Genomic DNA, 20875 nt, shown 5'->3' with positions numbered 1-20875 from the left:
CGAAATAGGCGGGAACGCCCCGCGCCATGGCGCATCACAACAGGCCGGCGCTCCCGGCGAGCGCGGCTGCCTCCGTACGGCTGGACACCCGCAGCCGGCGCAGCAGCGTGGCCGTCTGCCGCTTCACCGTGCGCTCGGACAGATGCAGCCGGGCCGCGATTTCCAATGTCGACAGGCCGGCCGCGATCATCCTCAGTAGATCACGCTCGTCGTCGTTCAGCCGCACCTCGATGCGCCCGCCGCCGGCCTCGGCGGTCAGGGCGGCGAGCACCGAGCCCGGCAGCACGGCCCACCCCTCCAACGCCGCGAGCAGCGGATGCACCAGGTCGCCGGGCTCGCTGCTCTTGGGCAGGAAGCCCTCGGCGCCGGCCCGCAGCGCCTCGACCGCGGCCGCCGGGTCGGCGTCGCCGGACATCGCCAGCACCCGGCTGCGCGGCTCGGCCTGCCGCACCGCGGTGATCGCCCGCAGACCTCCCGGCGGCGGCATGTGCAGGTCGATCAGGACCAGGTCCGGCACGGTCCGGCGGACGAGGCCGGCCGCCGACGCGGCATCGCTGGTGCTCGCGACCACGGTCGCCCGGCTGTCGCTCACGTCGGGCAGCAGCAGTTCCAGGCCGCGCACGAAGAGGGGATGATCATCGATGACGACGATCCGCATGTGCGTACGCATGTCGCACGTATGCCCCGCCCGGGCCGCGTCATGCGGCTGAATCGCCGGGCCGCCGAGCCGGTCGGCGAGCTGCTGCTCCGCAGCGTCTGCCACGAGCTGCGCCCGCCGATCGCCACCCTGTCCTCGCTGGCCCGCGCCATGGAGGTCCAGCCGAACGCCGACCGGCGGGCCGAGATGGCCCGGCTGGCCACCGAGTACGCCGCCCACGCCCTGTCGGTGATCGCCGAGGCCGACGCCATGGTGACCGGGCTGTCCGATCTTGCCGGGGAGGCCGCACCGCTGGCCGAACTGCTGCCGAGCGTGGCCGCCGCCGCGCCGGACGGGCGGCTGACGACCCTGGCCACGCCGGCCGCGGCCCGCTGGCCGGTCCACCTCCAGCACACCCGGCAGATCCTGATCAACCTGGTGGGCAACGCCGTGCGGCATTCGCCGGGCCTGGTCCGGGTGGGCGCGCGGCAGTGGGCCGGCCGGCTGCGGCTCACCGTCGCCGACGAGGGCGGACCGAACCCGGACCTGGCCCGCGCCCTGGACCGCGACACTCCCCCGCCGGGCAGCAACGGCCTCGGCCTCTGGGTGGTGCGCCACCTCGCGGCCGCGCACGGCGGCCGGATCCGCGCCCGTCGCGCCCGGTCGGGCGGCCTGGTGATGGAGGTGGTCCTCCCCCGCTACCGCCCGGTCGAGACCACCGGGCGCCCCTGAGCGGTCAGCGACCGGCCGCGGCCATCTTCTCCACCTCGGCGAGAACGAGGTCGGGGCGGTCCGCCGGGACCTCGTGCGAGCTGCCGTCGGCGTTGACGAGCGTACGTCCGGTCCCGGCCGCGGCGAACGCCTTGGCCGCGTCGTGCCAGCGCCGGACGTCCTCGGGTGACCCGTCGAACGGGGTCTTCTCCGAGACCATCACGACGGCGGGAACGGCGTCCGGCCAGGCAACGTGGTGATAGGCGTGCTGCGTCGCGACGAAGCTCTCGGCGGTCGCGATCAGCTGCCGGCTCTCCTTGGTCGAGGGACCGGCCTTCGCGGCGTCGACCTGCGGCTTCGTCGCGGCCACCAGGCGGGCGATCTCGTCGTCGGTGAAGAACTGGGGCAGGTTCGCGTCGACGAGAACCGCGCCGGTGACCAGCCTCGGGTTCTGCCGGACGAAATACGTCGCGATCTCGCCCGCCTGGGAGTGGGACACCAGGACGACGTTGCCGGTGACACCGAGCCGGGTCAGGCCGGCCGTCAGATCGCTGACGGCGTCCTCGACCTTCCACGGCCCGGGCACCTCGTCGCTGGCACCCATTCCGGCCCGGTCGTAGGTGATGATCTCCGAACCGGTCGCGGCGTGCAGCTTGGCAACGATGTCCTTCCACTCGGTGTGGTCCTCGCCGCCGCCGGAGTCCAGAACGATCGCGGGAGCGGCACCGGGCGTGACGTAGAAGGCGAGGCGGTGACCCCCGTTGTCGATCGTCTGCATCCCGGAGCCGGCCGTGGGAGCCGTCGATGCCGGCGACGTCGCGGGCGGCGCAGCAGCGCTGTCGCACGCCGCCAGAGCGCCCGCCGCCGGGATCAGCAGGACAATCGCCGGTAGCGCCCGGCGGAGGCGGCGGGATGGACGGATGTACGTCATGGCGGATCCTCTCGAAGCCGGCCGCGGAGGTCGCGGCTGATCAAGATCGATCCTCCGGCCCGGCGGCCCCGCTTTCGATCCGGCTGCCGTGTCGATCGGCGGTGGGGTTATCCCCCGGGTGCCGAGGACCCGGTGGCCTCCAGGTGCCAGGGCTGCGGAGCCCGGCGGGCGCCCACGCGGAACCGGGCCGGGTCGTACCACTGCCAGCAGAAGAGGACGACGAGGGCGAGATCGGCGAGATCGCCGCCGTAGTACATGAGCTCGGCGCCGTTCTCGGCATCCGGCAGCGGCACTCCGGCCGGCGGATGCGCGTAGAGATACTTCGCCAGCACGCCATGGGCGGCCAGAAAGACCAGCAGCGCCACCGCGCGCACCGCGTGCGACGGGCGGCGCGGCATCGGGTCGGTCCCGGCCACCGCGTAGGTGAGCAGGAAGCCGGCCGCCGGCACGTGCAGCTGGATCAGCGGCGAGTGCATCATCGCCGGGTACAGCCGCGTCGTGTAGAGCAGCCACAGCCCGCCGGCGTCGAGCACCAGCGCGGTGATCGGGTGGATGACGACCCGCACCGGCCACGCGGCGAGGAACCGGCTCAGGCGGCGGGCCGGCCGGACCGGCAGCGCCCGGAACGCCAGCGTGCCCGGCGCGCCGAGCACCAGCAGCAGCGGGCCGGCCATGCCGAGCAGTAGGTGCCCGGCCATGTGCGCGGTGAACGAGGTGTCCGGTGCGGCCAGACCGGCGGTGAGAGCGGCCAGCCCGGCGTACCAGCAGGCGGCTCGGACGGCCGGCCACGAGCGGCCCCGGCGGCGGGCGGCGAGCAGCCCGATCGCGTAGGCCAGTGCGCCGAGAAACAGCAGCGGCGCGAGGGCTATCGACGGCGACGCCACAGCAGCACGACCCCCGCTACGAGCAGGACGACGGCGATCACGTTCCAGGTCCAGTCGTACGGCACGAGATCGACGCGGTAGCGGATCTGATGCAGGTGCAGGAGCTTGTGCTGCACCGTACCGTCGTAGAGCTGGAACCCGCCCGTCCCCGCAAGCAGGCCTCCCCACCAGCGCCGGGCGTCGAAGACGCCCCGGCGGCGCAGGTCGGCCAGCATAAACAGGGCGCCGACCGCGCAGAAGAATCCGAAGGCGTGGAACAGCCCGTCCGAGACCAGCCCGGCCGCGGGCGTGGAGCGGTCGTAGAAGTGGTGCCAGTGCAGCAGTTGGTGGAAGACCGTCTCGTCCACGAACGCTGCCACACCGAGGCCGAGGAACACACCCGAGACGACATTGCGCCCGGTGCGTTCCCCGGCCTGCGGCGAGGCGGTCATGACCCGTCGGGACGGGCCGCCTGCACTGTGTCCTGCGCGGAGGATCGCGCCTGGTCCTTGGTCGTCTGGACGGCGTCCTGGGCCGTCTCCTTGAGCTGACCGGCCGCCTCCTGCACGGTTCCGCCGAGGTCGTCCTTCAGGTCGCCCGCGACGTCCTTGGCCTTGTCCGTGAGCGGCTCACTGTGGTCCTTGAGCTCCTGGCCGGCCCGCCGCTCGGCGTCGGTGACCGGGATCAGCGTGGCCGCGAGCATGCCGACGCCGAAGGCGATGATGCCGGCGGCGATCGGGTTGCCCTGGGTCTGGCCGGCCAGCGCCTGGGGCGCGCTGCGGACGGCGTCCGCGGCATCGTGCGCCTTCTCGCCGGCCACGCTGCCGAGGTGCGATGCCTTCTCCTGCACGGTTCCCCCGAGGTCGGACGCCTTCTCCTGCACGGTCCCTCCGAAGTCGGACGCCTTGTCCTGCATGGTCGACGCGCCGGAGCCCAGCGTGTCCCGGGCGTGCCCGGTGCTGCCCATCACCTTCTCCTTCGCTGCGGTCCACCGGCGGCGGGCCACCTGCTTGGGGCTCGTCTTCTCGGCGAGCCGGTCGACGTCACGGGTCAGGCCGGCCCGCGTGTACTCGATCTCCTGCCTCAGCCGGTCGGGTTCTTCAGCCACTGGGCGTCCTCCTTGAGCGTGTCGACGGTGCGCCGTGGCATGGGGTCCACGGTCTTGAGCCGCTTGCGGCCGGCGGCGTAGAGAACGCCGCCGATGATCGCCCAGACGACGGCGACGATCAGGGCGGCCCAGCCCGCGTCCATGACGTTGGCCAGGCCGAACACGGCCGCAAAACTGAGCAGGACGATGGCGAGGTAGCCGGCGAACCCGGCCACGCCGAGCATCCCGGCCGCCTTGCCCGCCTTGGTGGCTTCCTCTTTCAGCTCGACCTTGGCCAGTTCGACCTCCTGCCGGAACAGCTGCGACAGGTCGGTGCTGATGTTGCCGATCAGCTCGCCGATCGAGGTCTCGCCGGCCGGCTGGGCACGGTCCGGTGTGGTCATGGCCGGGTCTCCGGGTACTCCGGCTCGGCCACCAGCGGCGTGCCGGTGCCGGTCGACGTGTACTCGGTGCCGGTCGACGGATATTCGGTGCCGGTCGCCGGGTACTCGGTGCCCACCGGCGGATAGTCGGTGCCCGTGGTCGAGTAGCCGGTGCCCGTGGTCGAGTACCCGCTGCCCGTGGCGGGGTAGCCGCTGGTCGCGTTCGGGTCGACGAGAGGGTCGACGAGGGGGTCGACCGATGGCGTGACCGAGGACGGGTAGCGCGACGCGTACGTGTCGCTCGCCGGCTTGCCGGCGTCCGGGTCGGCCTTGGCCACGCTCTTGCCGAGCCGCCCGACGACGAAGCCCGCCGCCAGCGCGGTGGCCAGGAACGCTCCCGGCCGGCGCCGGGCGAAGTCCTGCACTTCGCGCAACACCCCGTCCGGTCCATGGTGGTCGATGTAGTCGGCCAGCTGACGGCCGCCGTCGGCCACTCGCGACACGACGGTCGCGGCGGGGGTGCCGCTGCGGTCGCCGCGCATCTCGTCGAGGTGGTCGGCGGTCTCACGAATGGTGCCGACCAGCCGGTCACTTTGCGAGCGCGCCTGCTCGCCCAGCTTGTCGCGGACGTCGGTGACCACATGCCGAGCCTGGGTACGTGCCTCGGCACCGACCCGCTGGGCCTGATCGGCCGCGGTGTCCCGAACCGTGGACGCCGCCTGCCCGGCCGCCTGTGCTCCTTGCGTAGCGACCTGTTTCACAGTGGACTGGTCGGAACCGGTCGATGAATCAGTCACCTTGCCTCCTTCATTTACCAGTCTTGTGGCCGTTCGAATGCCCGTCTTTCGGCCGCCTACTCGTGTTCTTGCAAAAAATGGCGGCCGGAGAAACTCGATCGCTTCAGTTCGATGCCGTACGCAACGACGAGCGCCCGTGCTCCCAACTGCCGAGCAGACTGCGGGCCCAGACGTTGTCCACGGCCAGCGCACACCGCGCGCCCCACAACACGTCCCCGGACAGTTCGGGTTCGGCGGCGGCGAACGAGCCGCACAGGTCGTGGGCGGCGATCTGTTCATGCACCGCGTCGGCCTCGACGTGCTCGTCGTAGAACGCGGTCGCCGCCGGGTCACCGCCCAGGCGGCGCAAACCGTTGGCGTAGGCCCGGTTGGGCAGCGACGACGTCATCTCGTAGGCCGCGAGATGGCCGAGGATCGCGCCGCGCCGGCGCCGGTGCAGGCCGAAGTACGACATCAGGTTGTTGACGGCCAGGGTCGGCGCCCCGGCCACGTCGACGTAGGCGCCGTAGGCCAGGTCGAGACCGAACCAGCCCATGGTCTGCTTGAACAGCTCCTGGTGCATGCGCGGGGCCACGCCACCGCCGTACTCGTCGGCCTGGATCTCGATCAGCGCGGCCTTGGGCCGCCCGCCGAGTCGCGGGATCGCCCAGGTGTGCGGGTCGGCCTCGCGCAGGTGATAGATCGACCGGTGGGTGACGAACTCGCGGAACTGCCCGCGGGTCGCCCGCCCGCGCAGATAGCCGGAGAGCGAGGGACCGTCATCGGCCGCGACGATCTCGGCCAGCAGGTGCGGGACGTCGGCCGGGTCGGCGGCGACCGGCGGGCCGGTCAACTCGCGCAGGCCGACGGAGAAGTGGTCCTCGAGTTCGGCTCGCAGGGTCAGCAGGCCGGGATGCCACTCCCAGGCATCGTCGACGCCGTCCCAGCCGCGATAGGCGAGTTCGTAGCAGACGAACAGGGCCAGCTGAAGGTCCTCGTCGTCGTCCGGTGCGCGGCCGGTCGGCAGGTCGGTCGCCTCGCCGGCGAGTACGTCGATCAGCGCGCCGGAGACTGCGCCCCGTGACCCGGGAAGTTTCATGCCGCACCGGCTTCCCGTCAGAACCCGAGGTAAACCCAGGTTTTCCCGCGTCGAAACTGGGGATCCGGTGCGGCATGACTTCGACGATCACCCCGTACGAGGACGGCCCGCTCATCGTCCGCGGCGATTTCGAGATGCTGACCCCGGACGGCACCCCGATCGAGCCGGGCCGGGCCACGGTCGCGCTGTGCCGGTGCGGTAAGTCGGCGATCAAGCCGTTCTGCGACGGCACCCACAAGGCAATCAATTTTCACGCCGGCACGGGCCGCGACACGTCGAGCCCCCGCTGACGCGGGTGTGACATTGCGGCAGGTTTGACCCCGGCCGGCGGGGTTATCCGACCAACGTGGCCGAGATTACATCTGAGGTACTCATCGCGCGGCTCGCCGAGTGGGGCGTCGACACCGTCTTCGGGCTTCCCGGGGACGGCATCAACGGCATCATGGAAGGCCTGCGCCGCAACACCGACAAAATCAAGTTCGTCCTCGTGCATCACGAGGAAGCGGCCGCCTTCATGGCCTGCGCGTACGCCAAGGCGACCGGGAAGATCGGCGTCTGCCTGGCGACCAGCGGCCCGGGCGGCATCCACCTGGCGAACGGCCTGTACGACGCGAAGCTCGACCACGTCCCGGTGCTCGCGATCACCGGCATGCAGGAGTCGAGCATCCTCGGCACGGCCTACCAGCAGGAGGTCGCGCTCGACAAGCTGTACGAGGACGTCTCGGCCTACAACCAGGTGATCATGAACCCGGCACAGGTGCCGGCCGTGCTCGACATCGCGATCCGCACCGCCTATGCGCGCCGGGGCCCGGTCCACCTGACCATCCCGAACGACATCCAGATCGCGCCGGCCCACAAGGACCCGTACACGTCGGTGGCGCCGGTGAGCCCGCCCGCGACCAAGCCGATCTACCTGGCCCCGGCGGTGCGCCCCCGCGACGCCGACCTGCGGAACGCGGCCACCGTGCTGAATGCCGGCAAGAAGGTCGCGATCCTGGCCGGAATCGGTGCCCGCGGCGCGCGGACGGAGGTCGAGCACGTCGCCGGTGTGCTCGGCGCGCCGATCGTCAAATCCCTGATGGGCAAGATGGTCGTGCCCGACGACTCGCCCTACACCACCGGTGGCCTCGGCCTGCTCGGCACCGCGCCGAGCGAGGAACTGATGGAGGACATCGACACCCTGCTGATGCTGGGCACCAACTTCCCGTACACGAAGTTCCTTCCCGCCCCCGGCAAGGTGCAGGTCGTCCAGATCGACATCGCCCCCGAGCGGGCCGGCACCCGCATCCCGACCGACGTCCCGCTGGTCGGCGACGTGGCCGCCACCCTCGAGGCGCTGATCCCCCTGCTGGAGCGCAAGGACCGCAAGCACCTTCAGAAGTACCAGGACAAGATGAAGGACTGGCGCGACAACATGGGCGCCCTCGAATCGGCCGAACGCGAGCCGATCGCCCCCCAGTTCCTCGCCGCGCAACTCGACCAGCTGGCTCGCGGCGACGCGATTCTGACCTGCGACTCGGGCACGATCGCGACCTGGGCCGCGCGGCACTGGCACATCCGCGAGGACCGCGAGTTCTACCTATCCGGCACCCTCGCCACGATGGCGCCGGGGCTCCCCTACGCGATCGGCATCCAGCACGCCTTCCCCGGCCGCCAGGTCATCGCGTTCGTCGGGGACGGTGGCTTCGCGATGCTGATGGCCGAGTTCCACACCGCGGCCCGCTACCACCTGCCGATCAAAGTGATCATCAACAACAACAATGCGCTCGGGCAGATCCTGTGGGAGCAGATGGTTCTGGGCTACCCCGAGCACGGGGTGCGGTTCGGCGAACCGGTTCCCGACTACGCCGCCTGGGCCCGCGGGTGCGGTGGCTTCGGCGTACAGGTCAGCAAGCCCGGCGATCTGCCGGGCGCGCTGCAGGAAGCCCTGGCCCATCCCGGGCCGGCGCTGGTCGACGTGGCCGTGGATCCGAACGAGCCGCCGGTGCCCGGAAAGGTCTCCTACGAGCAGGCGAAGAAGTTCGCGACGGCATGGCTGCACGGGCAGCCGCACAAGGCGGCGATCGCCACGACGCTGTTCAAGGACAAGATCGAGCAGTTGAAGGGCTGAGGCGCATGCAGTCCGGTGAGATCCGGTCCGTCGAATGGAGCCGAGGCGTCGGGTCTCGGCTGGACCTACGCGCCGGCCGCGAGCGGGCATCTGATCTCGGAGATGCTCGTCCCGGTCGTCGTCGGGCGCTCGGCCTTGGACGTATCGGCGGTCAACACCGCGATGGCGCGGCGGTGCGCAACGCCGGCCCCTATCTGACTACGGGAGATACCTCATGTTGATCGGCATCATCGGGGCCGGGCACATCGGCTCCGCACTCGCCTACCTGTTCAGCAAGGGCGGCCACCAGGTGGAGATCGCCAACTCGCGCGGCCCGGAAACGCTCAGCGACCTAGAGAAGGAGTACGGCGACAACGTCCGCGCGGTCACCGCCGAACAGGCCGCCGGCGACGGTGAGGTCGTGGTCGTCACGATCCCGCTCGGCCGCTACGAGGAGCTCCCGGCCGCCGAACTGGCCGGCAAAACCGTGATCGACACCTGCAACTACTACCCGTCCCGCGACGGGCACATCGCCGCCCTGGACAACGGCGAGACCACCTCGAGCGAGCTGATCCAGCGCCACCTGTCCGGCGCCCATGTCGTCAAGGCGTTCAACGCCATGCGCTACGACCATCTGCGCGAGTACGGCCGCGAGGGCGGCGCCGCCCAGCGCTACGGCATCCCGGTCGCCGGCGACGACCCGGCCGCGAAACGTCAGGCCATGGACCTGATCGAGCAGGTCGGCTTCGAACCGGTGGACGCCGGCACCCTCGCGCAGAGCCGCACCTTCGAGCCCGGCGCCGACGTCTACACCGCCGACCTGTGGGCCGACGACCTCCGCGCCCGCATCGGCATCGAAGCTGCCTGACCGATGGCCGACAGCATGGTCCGCGCGATGACATGGAACATCTGGTGGAGATTCGGCCCGCGCTGGCGCGATCGGCAGCCGGGCCTCCGAGCGACCCTCGAGGGGCTGCGCCCCGACGTCGTGGCGCTGCAGGAGGTCTGGGCCGGCGACGGGACGACCCAGGCCCACGAGCTGGCATCCGCTCTCGGGATGCACGCGGTGTTCGCCTCGCCGTCCTACCCTCCGGCCCCGGACGACCCCGGCGTGGATGACTGGGCCGGGATCGACCTGGGAATCGCCGTGCTGAGCCGGTGGCCGATCCTCGGCCATCAGACGGCGGTGATGCCGGCCCGGCACCGCCCCTGGGACCCGGTTGCGCTCACGGTCCGGGTCGATCACCCGGCCGGGCCGTTGCCCGTCGTGGCGGCCTGCCTGGACTACGGCGTTCCGTTCACCGACGACCGCATCGCGCAGGGGACCTTCGTGGCCGACCTCGCCACCGAACCGGGCCTCGACGGGCCGTGCCCCGTCCTGCTGATGGGTGACATGAACGCCGCGCCCGGCTCCCCGGTCCTGCGGCGGGCCCAGGACGTGCTGACCGACGCCTGGAGTGCCGGCCACGGCCCAGCCGATGCGGTCACCTTGCCGTCGACCCACCCCTCCGCACCTTTGGAGGCCGGACCGCAGATGGTCGACCAGCGCATCGACCACATCTTCTTCCGGCCGGGGCGCGAGGATCAGCACGTCCTGGTCGAGCGTGTGCAGTTGGCCGGCGGACCGGTCGGCGGAGTCCACCCCTCCGACCATCGGGCGGTGGTCGCCGACCTGCGCTGGCGAGGCTGACCGGCGGCGAACCGGGGCGAGCTCAGTCCGGCGAGCCGACCAGCGTCACGGTCACCTGGGCGATCCCGTCGTCGGTCAGCAGATCCGACCGTAGCCGATCGACCCGCAGCGCGAGCTCACCGCCGGAGTTGCCCAAGGCCGGCGACGACGGCCGGATCCAGAGGTTCACCAGCAGCCGGGACGGACCGAGATAGACCGCGTGCATGTCGGCCAGCTCGCCCACCCAGTCGACGTCGAGGACCCGGGCCCGGATCGGATCGGCCACATCGGCCGGTGCGGCCTCTTCGAGCATCAGCGCCTTCGACCGTACGGCGAGCAGGAACGCCACCGCGATCAGCAGCACCCCGATGGCGATGCTGCCCAGCGCGTCCCAGCCGGCCCAGCCCGTCCATGCGTGCAGCAGCAACGCGATCAGCGCCAGCGCCAGCCCGACCAGCGCCGCCGAGTCCTCCAGGAACACCGTGGTGGCGCTCGGGTCGGACGCTCTCCTCAGCTGCTGGAAGAGCGAGCGCTGCCGGTCGCGGGCGTTGCGGCGCAGCTGTTTGCGGGCGGTGTGCCACGAATAGCCCTCGAAGCAGGCCGACACCAGCAGCACGCCGACGCCCACCCACAGCGACTCGAGCGGCTCCGGCAGGAGCAGGCTGCGGATGCCCTCGCCGATCGACAGCGTTCCGCCGACCAGGAAGATGCCCAGCGCGGCCAGGAACGACCAGAAATAGCGCTCCTGCCCGCGCCCGAAGGGATGCGCCGCGTCCGGCTCGCCGGACGACCTGCGCAGCCCCACGAAGAGCAGCACCTCGTTGCCGGTGTCGGCCACCGAGTGTGCGGCCTCGGCCCAGAGCGAGGCCGACCCGGTGAACAGCGCGGCCACCGTCTTGGCGATCGCGATGCCCAGGTTCGCCGCCACCGCGACGACGACCGTACGCGCGCTCTCCTCAGCCATCCCGGAGCCGTCAGGAAGCGCGGTGCAAGGCGTCGCGCGTCACCCGGAGGTTGACCACTCCGGGTTCGCCCTCGACCGTGTCGCGGATCTGGTCGCCCCCCGCGTAGGTGTCGTTGGAGAGCCAGCCGGTGCCGTCGATCCGGGCGTAGCCGACGCCCATCAACTCCTCGGCCACCCCGGCTACCGCGTCGGGCCGCACGTCGGTCCCCGGCATCTGCACGGCCGTGACGGTGCCGGCCTCGGCGCCGTCGCGGTCCACGACTGTCATGCCCACGTTCACGGTCGCGATGGGCAACGGCTCATTCGGTGTCGATGGCTGCATGGGACGCCCATTCCCGGTCCGCTGCCGCCAAAAACAAAACCGCGCACCGAATTCGGAAAAGTACCCCTAAATAGTCAGAGGGTGAGTTGATAATCCGGAACATGGAGGGCAACTGGCCGGATCCGGACCGGCTGCAGCACTGGATCCACGAGCAGGGCATGCCCGCCGGTGAGGTCGGCTCGCGGCTCGGGCTCAGCCGGGCGGCCGGCTACCGGTGGCTGCAGCGTTACGGCATCGCGGCCACCACGGCGCCGGTGCCCCAGGAACAGATCGCCGCGCGGTGGCGGGCCGGGACGCCGGCCGACCAGCTGGCGATCGAATACCGGCTGCCGATCGACGCGGTCCGCGACCGGCTGGTCGCCGCGGCGGCGATGACGGCGAGCCGCACCTACTACGTGCTCGGCTCGTCCGCCGACCCGCTGCCCCAGGACGTGCTGCGCGGCTGGTACCTGCACGATCGCTTCTCGGTCAGCCAGATCGCCGCGCTCGCCGGGGTCACCGCGCGGCAGGTGCGCTACCGGCTGGCGCGGTACCACCTCTCCGGCGGACGCCCGGGACCGAACCCACTGCTGGGGCGGCGCCTCAGCCAGGCGATGCTGACCCGGCTCTACGACGAGGGGCTGACCTGCGCGCAGATCGGCGAACGGTTCGGGGCGAGCGCCGAGTCGATCCGGGCGTTGCTCGCCGCGTACGGAATCCGGCGCCGGACCAACGGCCGGCGCAAGCGGACCGCTGAGGCTGCACCGCCGCCGGGAATGCAGAAATGCCCGATCAACGTGCGGGCCGCGCAGGCCATCGCCACCGCCCGCGACCGTGTCGCCAAGGCGAGGCGGCTCACCGCCCACGCCCGGACGCTATGCCAGATCGCCGTAGACCCGGACCCCGGCGAGCAGGCCCCCGGGCCCGCGCTGGTAGACCGCCAGGCCGGCCTGCGGTGACAGCTCGCGGCCGGCGAAGCGCAGGCAGTTGAACTCGACCACACAGACCGAGCCGTCGTCGGTCACGACACACGGCTGCAGCTCGACGCTGCGCACGCTTTCGACGTACGCCCGGAGTTCCGCCCCGCCGCGATGGGTCCGTCCAGTCGTCTCGCGCAGCGAGGCGTCCGGTCCGAACGTGGCGAGCACCGCGTCGGCCTCGCCCGCCGCCAGCGCCTCGATGTGCCGGCCGACGACGTCGCCCGGCTCCGTCGGGCCGCCGGGCAGGATGGCCGGCCGCGGGAACCGCTGCCCCTCGGTCGGCAGCCGGCTGAAGTAGCTCCGGAACACCACCGAGTCGTCCCGCGAGTCGGCGACGATCGCGACCGGCCAGGGCCGTTCCGTCCCCTCGAAGGTGGCGTGGCCGAGCAGTTCCATGACCGCCCGGCCGGGCACGACGGTCTGTCCCTCGACGTCGACGCGGGCCTGGAACCGGGCGAGCAGGTCGCGGCTGCGGTGCACGAACTCCGTCAGCTCGCGATGCCCCCGGACCTCACCGGCCCGCGGGTCGAACACGACGACCCGCTCGGGCCACGCGTCCTCGATGGCGTGCGGGTCGCCGCCGGTGAGCGCCACAATGTACTGACCCACCGGGTCGGCATGGCCGGCCGCGTGAGTCTGCCTGCGCGCGAGTTCGGCGGCGTTGAGAAAGTCGGGCAGCCACGGCATGACGCAACCCTCTCACACGATCTGCTGGCCGCCGTCGATGTCGTAGGTGGCGCCGGTCAGCGCGGTGTTGACCATCAGGTGGATCGCCAGGGCGGCCACGTCCTCCGGCTGCACCACGCGGTGAATCGGCAGCCTGGTGCGCAGCTCCTCGCGCCGCCGGTCGAGGTCGTCGCCGAGCAGCCGCGCCGACAGCGGGGTGTCGACGAAGCCGGCCGCGATCGCGTTCACCCGGATCGGCGCGAGCTCCAGCGCCAGGTTGGCGACGAGCAGGGGCTGGGCCGCGGTCAGCGCGCCCGGCAGCGCCAGGCCGAGGGCGGGCCGGCGGCCGCCGGTGCCGCCCATGAAGAGCAGGGCTCCGCCCGCGTTGATCCGGCCGATGACCGCCCGCGCCAGATGGACGGGCAGCCAGAGGTGTTCGTCGACCAGCTTGCGAGCCTCGGCGAAGTCGAGATCGGCGAGCCGGGCGTAGTAGTTGCCGCCCGCGGTGACCATCACGTGGTCGACCGGCTCTCCGAGGCCGCCGAAGAACTCCTCGAGGCGCTCCGGGTCGGCGGCGTCGAACGCGGCCGTGCCACTCGCCCCGACCTCGTCGGCCGCCCGCTTCAGGTGGTCGGCGTCGCGGCCGACCAGGATCACGTCGGCCCCGGCGGCGCGGGCGAGCCGCGCGGTCTCGAGCCCGATGCCGGCGCTGCCGCCCAGCACGACGACCTTCTGCCCGGCCAGCTTGGTGGTGTTCATGGGCCGATGATGGCGCGGTGAGGCCGGCCGTCGCGCCAGTGACAGTCCCTGGCGCTGCCGGACGACCGGCCTCGTGACTCCTAGTGGTGCGGCCCGTGTCCGCCGCCCGGGTGATGGTCGCCCGGGTACCCGTTGTCGTGCGCGTTGTTGACGTCAGCGGTCAGCTCGTACATGCCGCGGAACGGCCCGTGGTTGACGTCGTCACAGTTGGATCGGTCCCACCGGTTCTGCATTTCGCCGAGCCGTGCGGCCCAGTCGCAGTCCGACCGGTTCTCGAAGTACCCGATCAGGTCGCCCTGACCGTGGGGAGGCTGGGGTCCCTGGTGCGAGGCGCCCGCCGCCTGAGCCGGAGCCGCCCCGATGGCGGCGCTCAGGAGACCGGCACCGATCAGGATCGGCAGCCGTGCCGTGAAGTGCATCTCGGTCCTCCCTCTGATGAGATGGCCCGGCCAGGCCATCACGCCCGGGGTGCAGGGGCGGGGAAACCGCGCTTTCCTCAGTTCCGGCGGCGGCCGGTGGGAGAATGCCGCGGAAACGGGTACCTCCACGGCATGACGAACCCCTCATCCGCCGCAGGCCTCCCACTGGCCGCCGCGGCCGCCGCGCACCTCACCGACCAGGAAACCGAGACCAACGAGTCCGGCCCCGCCGTGGGCGCCTCGGACGCCGAGGCCGACGCCGCCCGCTCGGGCGCCGACGCGGATCTCACCGACGCCACCCGCGACTCCGACGGCGTACTGGTCGGCGAGGCCGACCTGGAGGAGGACAAGCGCCAGTCCGGCGCCTGACCGGCACGCCCACCGACCCGAGCGCCGGGCAACCGCGCTCGGGCGGCCGGCGGCTCAGACGGTGGCGATCGTGTAGGCGATCTCGTCGACCAGCTCGCGGGCCAGGAAGCCGGTGCGCCCGTAGCGGGGGCCCAGTCGCTGCCCGCTCACCGCGTGGGCGTACGCCGCCCAGCATGCCGCCTGGGCCGGCTCGGCCCTGCGTCCCAGCAGCCCGGCGACCACCCCTGCGCGGGCGTCGCCGCTGCCCGAGGTACCCAGCCCGGCGTCGCCGCTCTCCTCGCGCCAGCCGCGGCCGTCCGGGGCCGCGATGTGCCCGTAGAGAGAAACCACTGCCCGATACCGCGAAGCCAGCTCCTGCGCCACCGACGCCAGGTCGTCCCCCGGCTCGGAGCCCAGCAGATGCCCGGCCTCGGTCACGTTGGGCGTCAGCACGGCGCGTTCGTGGCGCAGCAGCTTCGGGTCTTTGCTGAGGGCGCCCAGCGCGTAGGCGTCCAGCACCACGGCCGCCTCGGCGGAGGCCGCGTCCAGCACCGACCGCATCAGGTCGGTGGTCTGCGCGATGTCGTCGAGGCCGGGCCCGAGCAGGATCACGTCCGCGTCGGCGGCCAGCGTGAGCAGCTCGTCCTCCGGCGGGAAGCCGACCACCCGGGCCTCCGGCACCGCGACGCTCAGGGCCACCGCGCTCTCCGAGGCGACCGCCAGCTGCAGCCGCCCGGCACCGGCTCGCAGGGCGGCGGTGCCGGCCAGCAGCACCGCGCCCGGGTTGAACCGCGACCCGCCGACCACCAGAACCGTTCCGCGCGACTCCTTGTCGCCCGCCGGATCCGGCAGTCGCCATCCGCGCAGCAGACCGGGGGTGATCACTTCTTCCTCAGGCATGGACGTCCTCCTGCCGGGTCACCGGCGCACCCTCGGCCGGAAGATGCGACACGTCGTTGAAGGTCTCCGGTGTCAGCAGCCCGTCCCGGCGCCGCCAGCTGCTGATCGAGCAGTTCGCGACCGTCGTGCGGTGGGCGATCTCCATGAGGGCCGCCTCGTCCAGGCCTTCGACCAGGTAGCGGGTCAGCAGCACGGTCGCCTCGTGGGCGAACAGCACGACCCGCGACGACTCGAGGTCGCGGAGCAGGGACCGCAGCCGCAGGAGCACGTCGGTCCACGACTCGCCGCCCGGCGGCCGGTAGTAGAACTTCCCCAGGCGGGTCCGCCGCCGGGCTTCATCGGGGAAACGCGCCTCGACCCCGCGCGTGGTCAGCAGGTCGAGCACACCCAGTTCCCGGTCCCGCAGCCGCTCGTCCACCACCATCGGCACCGGCAGGCCGTCCAGCGCCGCCGCGGCGGTCTGCCGGGTCCGGAGGTAGGGCGAGACCAGCGCGACGTCGGGCCGTAGGTCGGCGAGCATGTCGGCGAAGACGCGCCGCAGCGCCCCGGCCTGCTCGCGCCCGGTCACCGAGAGCGGCACGTCGGCGTCGCGCTCGGGGATGTCGATCACCTCGGCGGCGTCCCCCTCGGCCGCCGCCGCGGCGATGTTGCCGGTGCTCTGGCCGTGTCGCACCACGGCGAGCCACTTGAACTGTTCCACGCTCCCCTCCGTGCCCGCTCGCGCACCGGGTAAACCGTCCTAGGACGAGACCGCCGCGCGCAGCGCCTGCACTCCGTAATGGGCCCGCGACTTCACCGTGCCGGCCGGAATGCCTAGCCGGGTCGCCACCTCTTCGACCGTGTCGCCGCGGAAGTAGAGGTGGCGGATCACGTCGCGCTGCACCTCGCTCAGGTTGGCGAACGCCCGGACCATGTCCTGGGCCGCGAGCGCCGAGTCCGGGCTGTCGGGCGCCGCGACCGCGTCGTTCAGGTCGGTCAGGGCGACCTCGGCCGGGCGCACCCGGCGCATCCGGTCGGCGTCGATGGCCACGTTGCGGGCCACCGTGAACAGCCATCCGCGTACGCCGTTCTCGTCCCCCGGCAGGGCGTCGCGGTGGCGCCAGGCCCGCAGCATGGTTTCCTGCAGCATGTCCTCGGCCGCGTGCCGCTCCCCCGCGAAGCGGATCAGGTAGCGAAGCAACGCGAGCGAGTGCTCGGTGTGGATCTGTTCGATGCGGACCCGGTGGTGGGTGTCATCCATTGAAAGCTCCTGACGGAAACTGCCACTCGTTCCCGCAGGCTAGGAAAGACGACTGTCCAAATACTTACCGTCGACTGACCGCGATCCGCTCGCCGGCGTAGATGTCCAGCTCACGGCCTCGCGACGCGGTAAGTCGCAGTTGCCGGCGGGAGCTGATGCCGAGCTTGGTGAACACCTTGCTCAGATGCCACTCGACAGTTCGCGGGCTGAGGAACAGGCGCGCCGCTATCTCCACGTTCGACAGGCCGTCGCGGGCCAGCCGCACGATCTGCGTCTCCTGCGAGGTCAGCCCGGGTTCGGGCCGCTTCCGCCCGGCTACGCCGAGGCGGGCGCCCGCCAGATCGGCGAAGGCCAGGATCCCCCTCTCCCGCATCATTTCGTACGCCGTCCGCAGCCGACCCCGGGCGTCTCTGCGCCTTTCAGCCCGCCAGAGCCATTCGCCGTAATAGAGGTGGGCCCGCCCCAGATAACCCCGCATCGTGGTGCGCTCGAGGCGCTCGACCGCCTCGCGGTAGCCGTCCTCCCGGCCGCCCAGCATCCCCCGGCACAGCGCCGCCAGCCCCAGCAGCGCCTCACTGCCCGCCGCCCGGGCCTGTTCCTGGAGGTGCTGGAGGGCTCGCGGCTCGGCCCGCCCGAGTTGCGCGGCGGCCACCAGCCGCTCGACCAGCACCGGCCAGGCGCGCCCGCTCGCCGCGGCGTACGCCTCCTCATGCCGCGCGAGCCCGTTCAGCAGAACCGCCCGCGCGTCGTCCCCGGCCGTCACCTCCCGGCCCGCCCAGGCCGCGAGCAGCCTCGCCGGGCGGACCGGCGCGGCGACCCCGATCCGCCGGCACACCGCGGCCAGTTGCCGGGCCAGCACCCCGGCCTCGGGCAGCGCCCCGGCGTAGACCCGGCTCACGATCCGCTGACCGAGCAGGTCCGGAAGCATCCCGGCCGGCCCCGAGCCGGCCGCCAGCCGCACCGCGCGGGCCGTCAGAGCATCGGCCGCAGTATCGTCGCCCAGTTCCAGCGCGGCGGATCCGCCGGCCCACAGTTCGCGCGGGTCACCGTCGTCCAATTCCGGCAGCGCCGCCCGCAGAAGCGCGGCCGCGGCGGGCAGGCCCGCGGTGCGCTGGACCGTCAACGCGTGGAGCAGGGGGTCGTCGGGCGCCTCGGCGATGTCCCAGGACGTCGGTCCGGCCGCGCGTAAAGCGTCCACATAAGCCCGGCGGGCCCGGCGCGAGTCCAGCGGGGCGATCCCGGCCGCCGCCTTCCGCAGCAGCCCGGCATCGCCCTGCGCCCGCAGCACCTCGGCCCGGGCGTGACCGAGTTCGTCCAGCGGGCCGCCCTCGGCCAGCGCGAGGAGGTGTCGCGCGGCCCACGGCGTACCGGCGAAGTGCCGCAACTCGGCGGCGGCGAGCAACCACTCGCCTCGCTTGCCCGGGTCGGTCGTGAGTTCGGCCGCCCGCTGGAGAAAGAGCGGGCCGCCGTCGCACCCCGCGAGAGCCTCCGCGAGGTCGTCGTCCTCGGCGACGGCCGCTTGGGCGCGTTGCCAGACGTGACCGACCGGGTCGACGTCCGGGTCGATGACCTCGGCGAGCGCGGCGTGCACCCGGCGCCGCTCGGCCGGCCCGGCCCCACGACAGACGGCCGCCCGCAGCAGTGGATGCCGGAACAGCACCCGGTCGCCGAACTCCACCAGCCCGGCCGGCGCCACCGCCATCTCATTGCCGGCACCCAGCCACTCCGCTGCCCCCGCGACCACCGCAGCCTCGCTCCCGGCACCCAGCCGCTCCGCGGCCCGCGCGACCACCGCCGGATCGCCATTGGGCTCGATCGCCGCAGCCAGCAGCAGCAGTCGCCCAATCGCGTCGAGGCCCGCGCTCTCCCGGCGCGCCATGTCCTCGATCCGCCGGGGCAGCCACGATTCGGTCGGCCACCCGGATTCGAGTCGGGACCCGGCTTCCGGCCACGCCCGCGCCAACTCGAGCAGAGCGAGCGGATTGCCGTGGCACTCGGCGACCGCCCGCTCGTCGAGCGGCCCGAGCAGTCCGGACAACGCCAGAAGCTCCCGGGCCTCGTCGTCGGACACTCCGCCCAGCGGTAGCACCGGCAGCCCGTCGAGCTCGTCCCGGGCGACGCGGCTCGCGAAGACCACGGCCAGCGACTCGGCCCGGACCCGCCGCGCGGCCAGCCCCAGCACCTGCGCCGACGCCGGGTCGAGCCACTGCACGTCGTCGACCACGCAGACCGTCGGCTGCGACCGGAAATGCTCGCCGAGCAGCCCCAGCACGCCGAGCCCGACCAGCAGCCGATCGGGCGCCGCCCCCGCGCGAAGCCCGAAAGCCACCCCCACCGCCTCGCGCTGCGGCAACGGCAGACCGTCGAGCCGGTCGAGCAGCGGCGCGCACACCTGGTGCAGCCCCGCGAACTCCAGCCCGGCCTCGGACGGCACCGCGGCCGCCCGCACGACCCGGCAACCGGCCGCCCGTCCGGCCAGGTGGTCGAGCAACGCCGTCTTCCCGATGCCTTCCTCGCCGCGCAGCACCAGCGCCCGGCTCTCCCCGGCGCGCACCGCGGCCAGCAGATCGTCGAGCACGGCGCGCTCGGCATGACGGCCCACCAGCTCACTCATGGTTTCCGGAGTCTAGGGCGGTTCGAGCCGCCGGAACCCGGTGAAGACCATGCGAAAACCCGAGGTCGCCTATCGAACTCGCGAATGCCGGATGTCGAACCCAAGTTTCTGCAGCACCCGCACGGCGCCGGAACGCCCGCCCTCGAAATCGCCGGAGGCCAGCCGCGTTCCGGTGGCTAATTCGAAGGCGGTGCCGAGCACCGCTTTCGGCGGATACTTTCGGCCGTCCACCACCATTTCGTACGTCGTGGCCGGCGCGAACCCGTGCCGCGCGTAGAACCCGGCCGCCCCGAGCGCGTCGAATTCCGCGACCGCCCGCAGCACGTCGTCGTGGCCGACCACGCTCCAGTCGATCCTCACTTGAGCCGCCGCCCCAGGAAGTCACGGATCAGTTCGGCCACCTCGTCGCCCGCGCTCTCGAGCAGGAAGTGGCCGCCGTCGAGCAGGTGGATCTCGGGGTCGGCCGCGTCGGCCGCGAAGGCCCGGGCCCCGTCCGGCCCGAAGATCTCGTCGCCGCGGCCCCACACGGCGAGCACCGGCACCGCGCTGCTCCGCAGATATTCGTGCAGACGCGGATAGAGCGGCGGGTTGGTCGCGTAGTCCCGCAGCAGGGCGAGCTGGATCAGGTCGTTGCCGGGCCGGCTCAGCAGCGCGAAGTCGTGCTCCCAGGCGTCCGGGCTGACCAGCGTCTCGTCCGGCACCCCGGTCAGGTACTGCCAGCGGGTGACCTCGAGCGTGAACGCCTGCCGGATCGCGGCCTCGGCTTCGCCGGTCGGAGAGGCCTGGTAGTCCCGGACCGTCTTCCAGAACCCGTCGACGAAGCCCGCGTCGTACCCGTTGCCGTTCTGCGTGATGATCGCCGTGATGTCGGCGGGCCGCCGCAGCGCCAGCCGGAACCCGATCGGCGCGCCGTAGTCCTGCACGTAGAGCGCGTACCGGTCGATGCCCAGCCGGTCGAGCAGGCCCTGGGTGAGGTCGGTGAGCCGCTCGAACGTGTAGTCGAACTCGCCCACCGGCGGCGCGTCGGAGAAGCCGAAGCCCAGGTGGTCGGGCGCGATCACGTGGTAGCGGTCGGCCAGCGCCGGGATCAGCCCGCGAAACATGAACGACGAGGTCGGAAACCCGTGCAGCAGCACCACGACCGGCGCGCCGGCCGGGCCGGCCTCCCGGTAGAAGAGCCGCTGTCGGTCGACGGTGGTGTAACGGTGGTGGACGGCAGGCATCGCCCCTCCTCGGAGTCGCTGAATTCACCCGCCAGCGTGGGCAGGCCCCGGCCGCCGCCGCTTCCGTGCCGACCACCGGTCCACCCCGTGACTCACCCCCTGCCTCGCCCCGCGGCCCACCCGTGCCTCGCCCTCCGGCCGGCCGGGGAGAAACGCGTGGAAGCCGCGGGCCGACGCCGACGAGACGGGCCGGGAAACGCCCGGCAACGTCGGTGA

The 20875-nt window shown here is 72.3% G+C and carries 26 protein-coding genes; 7 read left to right on the top strand and 19 right to left on the bottom strand.

Features of this window, described 5'->3' with window-relative positions:
* Window positions 1–34 precede the first annotated feature (34 nt).
* Entirely contained in the window at window positions 35–670 is a 636-nt protein-coding gene (locus ACIA5C_RS22625; protein WP_396057568.1) for a response regulator, read from the bottom strand.
* 30 nt (window positions 671–700) lie between these two features.
* Between ACIA5C_RS22625 and ACIA5C_RS22620 the strand changes: the two genes are divergently transcribed.
* On the top strand, window positions 701–1369 hold the full coding sequence (locus tag ACIA5C_RS22620) for a sensor histidine kinase (RefSeq protein WP_396057566.1): 669 nt from the start codon (window positions 701–703) through the stop codon (window positions 1367–1369).
* Between the two features lie 4 nt (window positions 1370–1373).
* On the opposite strand, the gene ACIA5C_RS22615 is transcribed toward ACIA5C_RS22620, so the two are convergent.
* The 7 genes from ACIA5C_RS22615 to ACIA5C_RS22585 form a co-directional block, all read right to left on the bottom strand.
* The gene (locus tag ACIA5C_RS22615; RefSeq protein ID WP_396057564.1) at window positions 1374–2279 is read right to left on the bottom strand and encodes an alpha/beta fold hydrolase; all 906 of its coding nucleotides are present in this window, start codon (window positions 2277–2279) and stop codon (window positions 1374–1376) included.
* A gap of 107 nt (window positions 2280–2386) precedes the next feature.
* Window positions 2387–3163: a cytochrome c oxidase assembly protein gene (locus ACIA5C_RS22610; RefSeq protein WP_396057562.1), complete on the bottom strand. Its 777-nt coding sequence runs from the start codon at window positions 3161–3163 to the stop codon at window positions 2387–2389.
* Window positions 3145–3594, bottom strand: coding sequence for a DUF2243 domain-containing protein (locus ACIA5C_RS22605; RefSeq protein ID WP_396057560.1), 450 nt, complete (start codon window positions 3592–3594; stop codon window positions 3145–3147). Before ACIA5C_RS22605 ends, ACIA5C_RS22610 begins: the two co-directional genes overlap by 19 nt.
* Window positions 3591–4250 (bottom strand): DUF3618 domain-containing protein, encoded by a 660-nt coding sequence (locus ACIA5C_RS22600; RefSeq protein WP_396057558.1) that lies wholly within the window; start codon window positions 4248–4250, stop codon window positions 3591–3593. The genes ACIA5C_RS22605 and ACIA5C_RS22600 overlap by 4 nt, the downstream gene beginning before the upstream one ends.
* Window positions 4226–4633 (bottom strand): phage holin family protein, encoded by a 408-nt coding sequence (locus ACIA5C_RS22595; protein ID WP_396057556.1) that lies wholly within the window; start codon window positions 4631–4633, stop codon window positions 4226–4228. Before ACIA5C_RS22595 ends, ACIA5C_RS22600 begins: the two co-directional genes overlap by 25 nt.
* Window positions 4630–5409: a hypothetical protein gene (locus ACIA5C_RS22590; protein ID WP_396057554.1), complete on the bottom strand. Its 780-nt coding sequence runs from the start codon at window positions 5407–5409 to the stop codon at window positions 4630–4632. The genes ACIA5C_RS22595 and ACIA5C_RS22590 overlap by 4 nt, the downstream gene beginning before the upstream one ends.
* A 103-nt stretch (window positions 5410–5512) precedes the next feature.
* Window positions 5513–6487: an iron-containing redox enzyme family protein gene (locus ACIA5C_RS22585; RefSeq protein WP_396057552.1), complete on the bottom strand. Its 975-nt coding sequence runs from the start codon at window positions 6485–6487 to the stop codon at window positions 5513–5515.
* 74 nt (window positions 6488–6561) lie between these two features.
* Here ACIA5C_RS22585 and ACIA5C_RS22580 point away from each other — a divergent pair, with 74 nt between their 5' ends.
* From ACIA5C_RS22580 to ACIA5C_RS22565, 4 genes are all read left to right on the top strand, one after another.
* Window positions 6562–6777 carry a CDGSH iron-sulfur domain-containing protein gene (locus ACIA5C_RS22580; RefSeq protein ID WP_396057550.1) on the top strand — a complete coding sequence of 72 codons (216 nt, stop codon included), beginning with the start codon at window positions 6562–6564 and terminating at the stop codon, window positions 6775–6777.
* Window positions 6778–6833: 56 nt separating this feature from the next.
* Window positions 6834–8597 (top strand): thiamine pyrophosphate-dependent enzyme, encoded by a 1764-nt coding sequence (locus ACIA5C_RS22575; RefSeq protein WP_396057548.1) that lies wholly within the window; start codon window positions 6834–6836, stop codon window positions 8595–8597.
* 214 nt (window positions 8598–8811) lie between these two features.
* A complete protein-coding gene (locus ACIA5C_RS22570) occupies window positions 8812–9444 on the top strand; it encodes an NADPH-dependent F420 reductase (protein ID WP_396057546.1) in 633 nt (210 codons plus the stop codon).
* Window positions 9445–9447: 3 nt separating this feature from the next.
* On the top strand, window positions 9448–10266 hold the full coding sequence (locus ACIA5C_RS22565; RefSeq protein WP_396057544.1) for an endonuclease/exonuclease/phosphatase family protein: 819 nt from the start codon (window positions 9448–9450) through the stop codon (window positions 10264–10266).
* A gap of 22 nt (window positions 10267–10288) precedes the next feature.
* Here ACIA5C_RS22565 and ACIA5C_RS22560 read toward each other — a convergent pair whose 3' ends face one another.
* Both ACIA5C_RS22560 and ACIA5C_RS22555 read right to left on the bottom strand, forming a co-directional pair.
* Window positions 10289–11209 carry a cation diffusion facilitator family transporter gene (locus ACIA5C_RS22560; RefSeq protein ID WP_396057542.1) on the bottom strand — a complete coding sequence of 307 codons (921 nt, stop codon included), beginning with the start codon at window positions 11207–11209 and terminating at the stop codon, window positions 10289–10291.
* A 10-nt stretch (window positions 11210–11219) separates the two neighbouring features.
* Window positions 11220–11477 carry a hypothetical protein gene (locus ACIA5C_RS22555; protein WP_396057540.1) on the bottom strand — a complete coding sequence of 86 codons (258 nt, stop codon included), beginning with the start codon at window positions 11475–11477 and terminating at the stop codon, window positions 11220–11222.
* Between the two features lie 155 nt (window positions 11478–11632).
* On the opposite strand from ACIA5C_RS22555, the gene ACIA5C_RS22550 reads away from it, so the two are divergent.
* The gene (locus ACIA5C_RS22550) at window positions 11633–12469 is read left to right on the top strand and encodes a hypothetical protein (RefSeq protein WP_396057538.1); all 837 of its coding nucleotides are present in this window, start codon (window positions 11633–11635) and stop codon (window positions 12467–12469) included.
* Here the strand turns inward: ACIA5C_RS22550 and ACIA5C_RS22545 are convergent.
* The 3 genes from ACIA5C_RS22545 to ACIA5C_RS22535 form a co-directional block, all read right to left on the bottom strand.
* The gene (locus tag ACIA5C_RS22545) at window positions 12386–13177 is read right to left on the bottom strand and encodes a nuclear transport factor 2 family protein (protein ID WP_396057536.1); all 792 of its coding nucleotides are present in this window, start codon (window positions 13175–13177) and stop codon (window positions 12386–12388) included. The two genes, ACIA5C_RS22550 and ACIA5C_RS22545, sit on opposite strands and share 84 nt — an antisense overlap.
* Window positions 13178–13189: 12 nt before the next feature.
* On the bottom strand, window positions 13190–13915 hold the full coding sequence (locus ACIA5C_RS22540) for an SDR family oxidoreductase (protein ID WP_396057534.1): 726 nt from the start codon (window positions 13913–13915) through the stop codon (window positions 13190–13192).
* Between the two features lie 80 nt (window positions 13916–13995).
* Window positions 13996–14334, bottom strand: coding sequence for a hypothetical protein (locus tag ACIA5C_RS22535; RefSeq protein ID WP_396057532.1), 339 nt, complete (start codon window positions 14332–14334; stop codon window positions 13996–13998).
* 132 nt (window positions 14335–14466) lie between these two features.
* On the opposite strand from ACIA5C_RS22535, the gene ACIA5C_RS22530 reads away from it, so the two are divergent.
* On the top strand, window positions 14467–14703 hold the full coding sequence (locus tag ACIA5C_RS22530; RefSeq protein WP_396057530.1) for a hypothetical protein: 237 nt from the start codon (window positions 14467–14469) through the stop codon (window positions 14701–14703).
* Window positions 14704–14757: 54 nt separating this feature from the next.
* Here the strand turns inward: ACIA5C_RS22530 and ACIA5C_RS22525 are convergent, their stop codons facing one another.
* From ACIA5C_RS22525 to ACIA5C_RS22500, 6 genes are all read right to left on the bottom strand, one after another.
* Complete coding sequence (locus tag ACIA5C_RS22525; RefSeq protein WP_396057528.1) at window positions 14758–15582, bottom strand: NAD(P)H-hydrate dehydratase; 825 nt, start codon at window positions 15580–15582, stop codon at window positions 14758–14760.
* On the bottom strand, window positions 15575–16282 hold the full coding sequence (locus tag ACIA5C_RS22520; protein WP_396057526.1) for a histidine phosphatase family protein: 708 nt from the start codon (window positions 16280–16282) through the stop codon (window positions 15575–15577). Before ACIA5C_RS22520 ends, ACIA5C_RS22525 begins: the two co-directional genes overlap by 8 nt.
* 39 nt (window positions 16283–16321) lie before the next feature.
* Window positions 16322–16822, bottom strand: a complete 501-nt coding sequence (locus ACIA5C_RS22515; protein WP_396057524.1) for a sigma-70 family RNA polymerase sigma factor — start codon at window positions 16820–16822, stop codon at window positions 16322–16324.
* A gap of 64 nt (window positions 16823–16886) precedes the next feature.
* A complete protein-coding gene (locus ACIA5C_RS22510; protein ID WP_396057522.1) occupies window positions 16887–19436 on the bottom strand; it encodes an AAA family ATPase in 2550 nt (849 codons plus the stop codon).
* 69 nt (window positions 19437–19505) lie between these two features.
* Window positions 19506–19778: a hypothetical protein gene (locus ACIA5C_RS22505; protein ID WP_396057520.1), complete on the bottom strand. Its 273-nt coding sequence runs from the start codon at window positions 19776–19778 to the stop codon at window positions 19506–19508.
* 14 nt (window positions 19779–19792) lie between these two features.
* Window positions 19793–20659, bottom strand: coding sequence for an alpha/beta fold hydrolase (locus tag ACIA5C_RS22500; RefSeq protein ID WP_396057518.1), 867 nt, complete (start codon window positions 20657–20659; stop codon window positions 19793–19795).
* Window positions 20660–20875 lie beyond the last annotated feature (216 nt).

The sequence above is a fragment of the Actinoplanes sp. NPDC051343 genome (assembly GCF_044455125.1).
Taxonomy (GTDB): domain Bacteria; phylum Actinomycetota; class Actinomycetes; order Mycobacteriales; family Micromonosporaceae; genus Actinoplanes.
This window is presented reverse-complemented; position numbering and strand designations above follow the sequence as displayed.

Excerpts from the sequence above, each read along its gene's own strand:
- ACIA5C_RS22560 (WP_396057542.1), bottom strand. The coding sequence starts at position 11,209 with ATGGCTGAGGAGAGCGCGCGTACGGTCGTCGTCGCGGTGGCGGCGAAC.
- ACIA5C_RS22530 (WP_396057530.1), top strand. The coding sequence starts at position 14,467 with ATGACGAACCCCTCATCCGCCGCAGGCCTCCCACTGGCCGCCGCGGCC.
- ACIA5C_RS22500 (WP_396057518.1), bottom strand. The coding sequence starts at position 20,659 with ATGCCTGCCGTCCACCACCGTTACACCACCGTCGACCGACAGCGGCTC.
- ACIA5C_RS22540 (WP_396057534.1), bottom strand. The coding sequence starts at position 13,915 with ATGAACACCACCAAGCTGGCCGGGCAGAAGGTCGTCGTGCTGGGCGGC.
- ACIA5C_RS22620 (WP_396057566.1), top strand. The coding sequence starts at position 701 with ATGCGGCTGAATCGCCGGGCCGCCGAGCCGGTCGGCGAGCTGCTGCTC.
- ACIA5C_RS22625 (WP_396057568.1), bottom strand. The coding sequence starts at position 670 with ATGCGTACGCACATGCGGATCGTCGTCATCGATGATCATCCCCTCTTC.
- ACIA5C_RS22510 (WP_396057522.1), bottom strand. The coding sequence starts at position 19,436 with ATGAGTGAGCTGGTGGGCCGTCATGCCGAGCGCGCCGTGCTCGACGAT.
- ACIA5C_RS22595 (WP_396057556.1), bottom strand. The coding sequence starts at position 4,633 with ATGACCACACCGGACCGTGCCCAGCCGGCCGGCGAGACCTCGATCGGC.
- ACIA5C_RS22515 (WP_396057524.1), bottom strand. The coding sequence starts at position 16,822 with ATGGATGACACCCACCACCGGGTCCGCATCGAACAGATCCACACCGAG.
- ACIA5C_RS22565 (WP_396057544.1), top strand. The coding sequence starts at position 9,448 with ATGGCCGACAGCATGGTCCGCGCGATGACATGGAACATCTGGTGGAGA.
- ACIA5C_RS22525 (WP_396057528.1), bottom strand. The coding sequence starts at position 15,582 with ATGCCTGAGGAAGAAGTGATCACCCCCGGTCTGCTGCGCGGATGGCGA.
- ACIA5C_RS22615 (WP_396057564.1), bottom strand. The coding sequence starts at position 2,279 with ATGACGTACATCCGTCCATCCCGCCGCCTCCGCCGGGCGCTACCGGCG.
- ACIA5C_RS22580 (WP_396057550.1), top strand. The coding sequence starts at position 6,562 with ATGACTTCGACGATCACCCCGTACGAGGACGGCCCGCTCATCGTCCGC.
- ACIA5C_RS22585 (WP_396057552.1), bottom strand. The coding sequence starts at position 6,487 with ATGAAACTTCCCGGGTCACGGGGCGCAGTCTCCGGCGCGCTGATCGAC.
- ACIA5C_RS22555 (WP_396057540.1), bottom strand. The coding sequence starts at position 11,477 with ATGACAGTCGTGGACCGCGACGGCGCCGAGGCCGGCACCGTCACGGCC.
- ACIA5C_RS22535 (WP_396057532.1), bottom strand. The coding sequence starts at position 14,334 with ATGCACTTCACGGCACGGCTGCCGATCCTGATCGGTGCCGGTCTCCTG.
- ACIA5C_RS22545 (WP_396057536.1), bottom strand. The coding sequence starts at position 13,177 with ATGCCGTGGCTGCCCGACTTTCTCAACGCCGCCGAACTCGCGCGCAGG.
- ACIA5C_RS22550 (WP_396057538.1), top strand. The coding sequence starts at position 11,633 with ATGGAGGGCAACTGGCCGGATCCGGACCGGCTGCAGCACTGGATCCAC.
- ACIA5C_RS22570 (WP_396057546.1), top strand. The coding sequence starts at position 8,812 with ATGTTGATCGGCATCATCGGGGCCGGGCACATCGGCTCCGCACTCGCC.
- ACIA5C_RS22605 (WP_396057560.1), bottom strand. The coding sequence starts at position 3,594 with ATGACCGCCTCGCCGCAGGCCGGGGAACGCACCGGGCGCAATGTCGTC.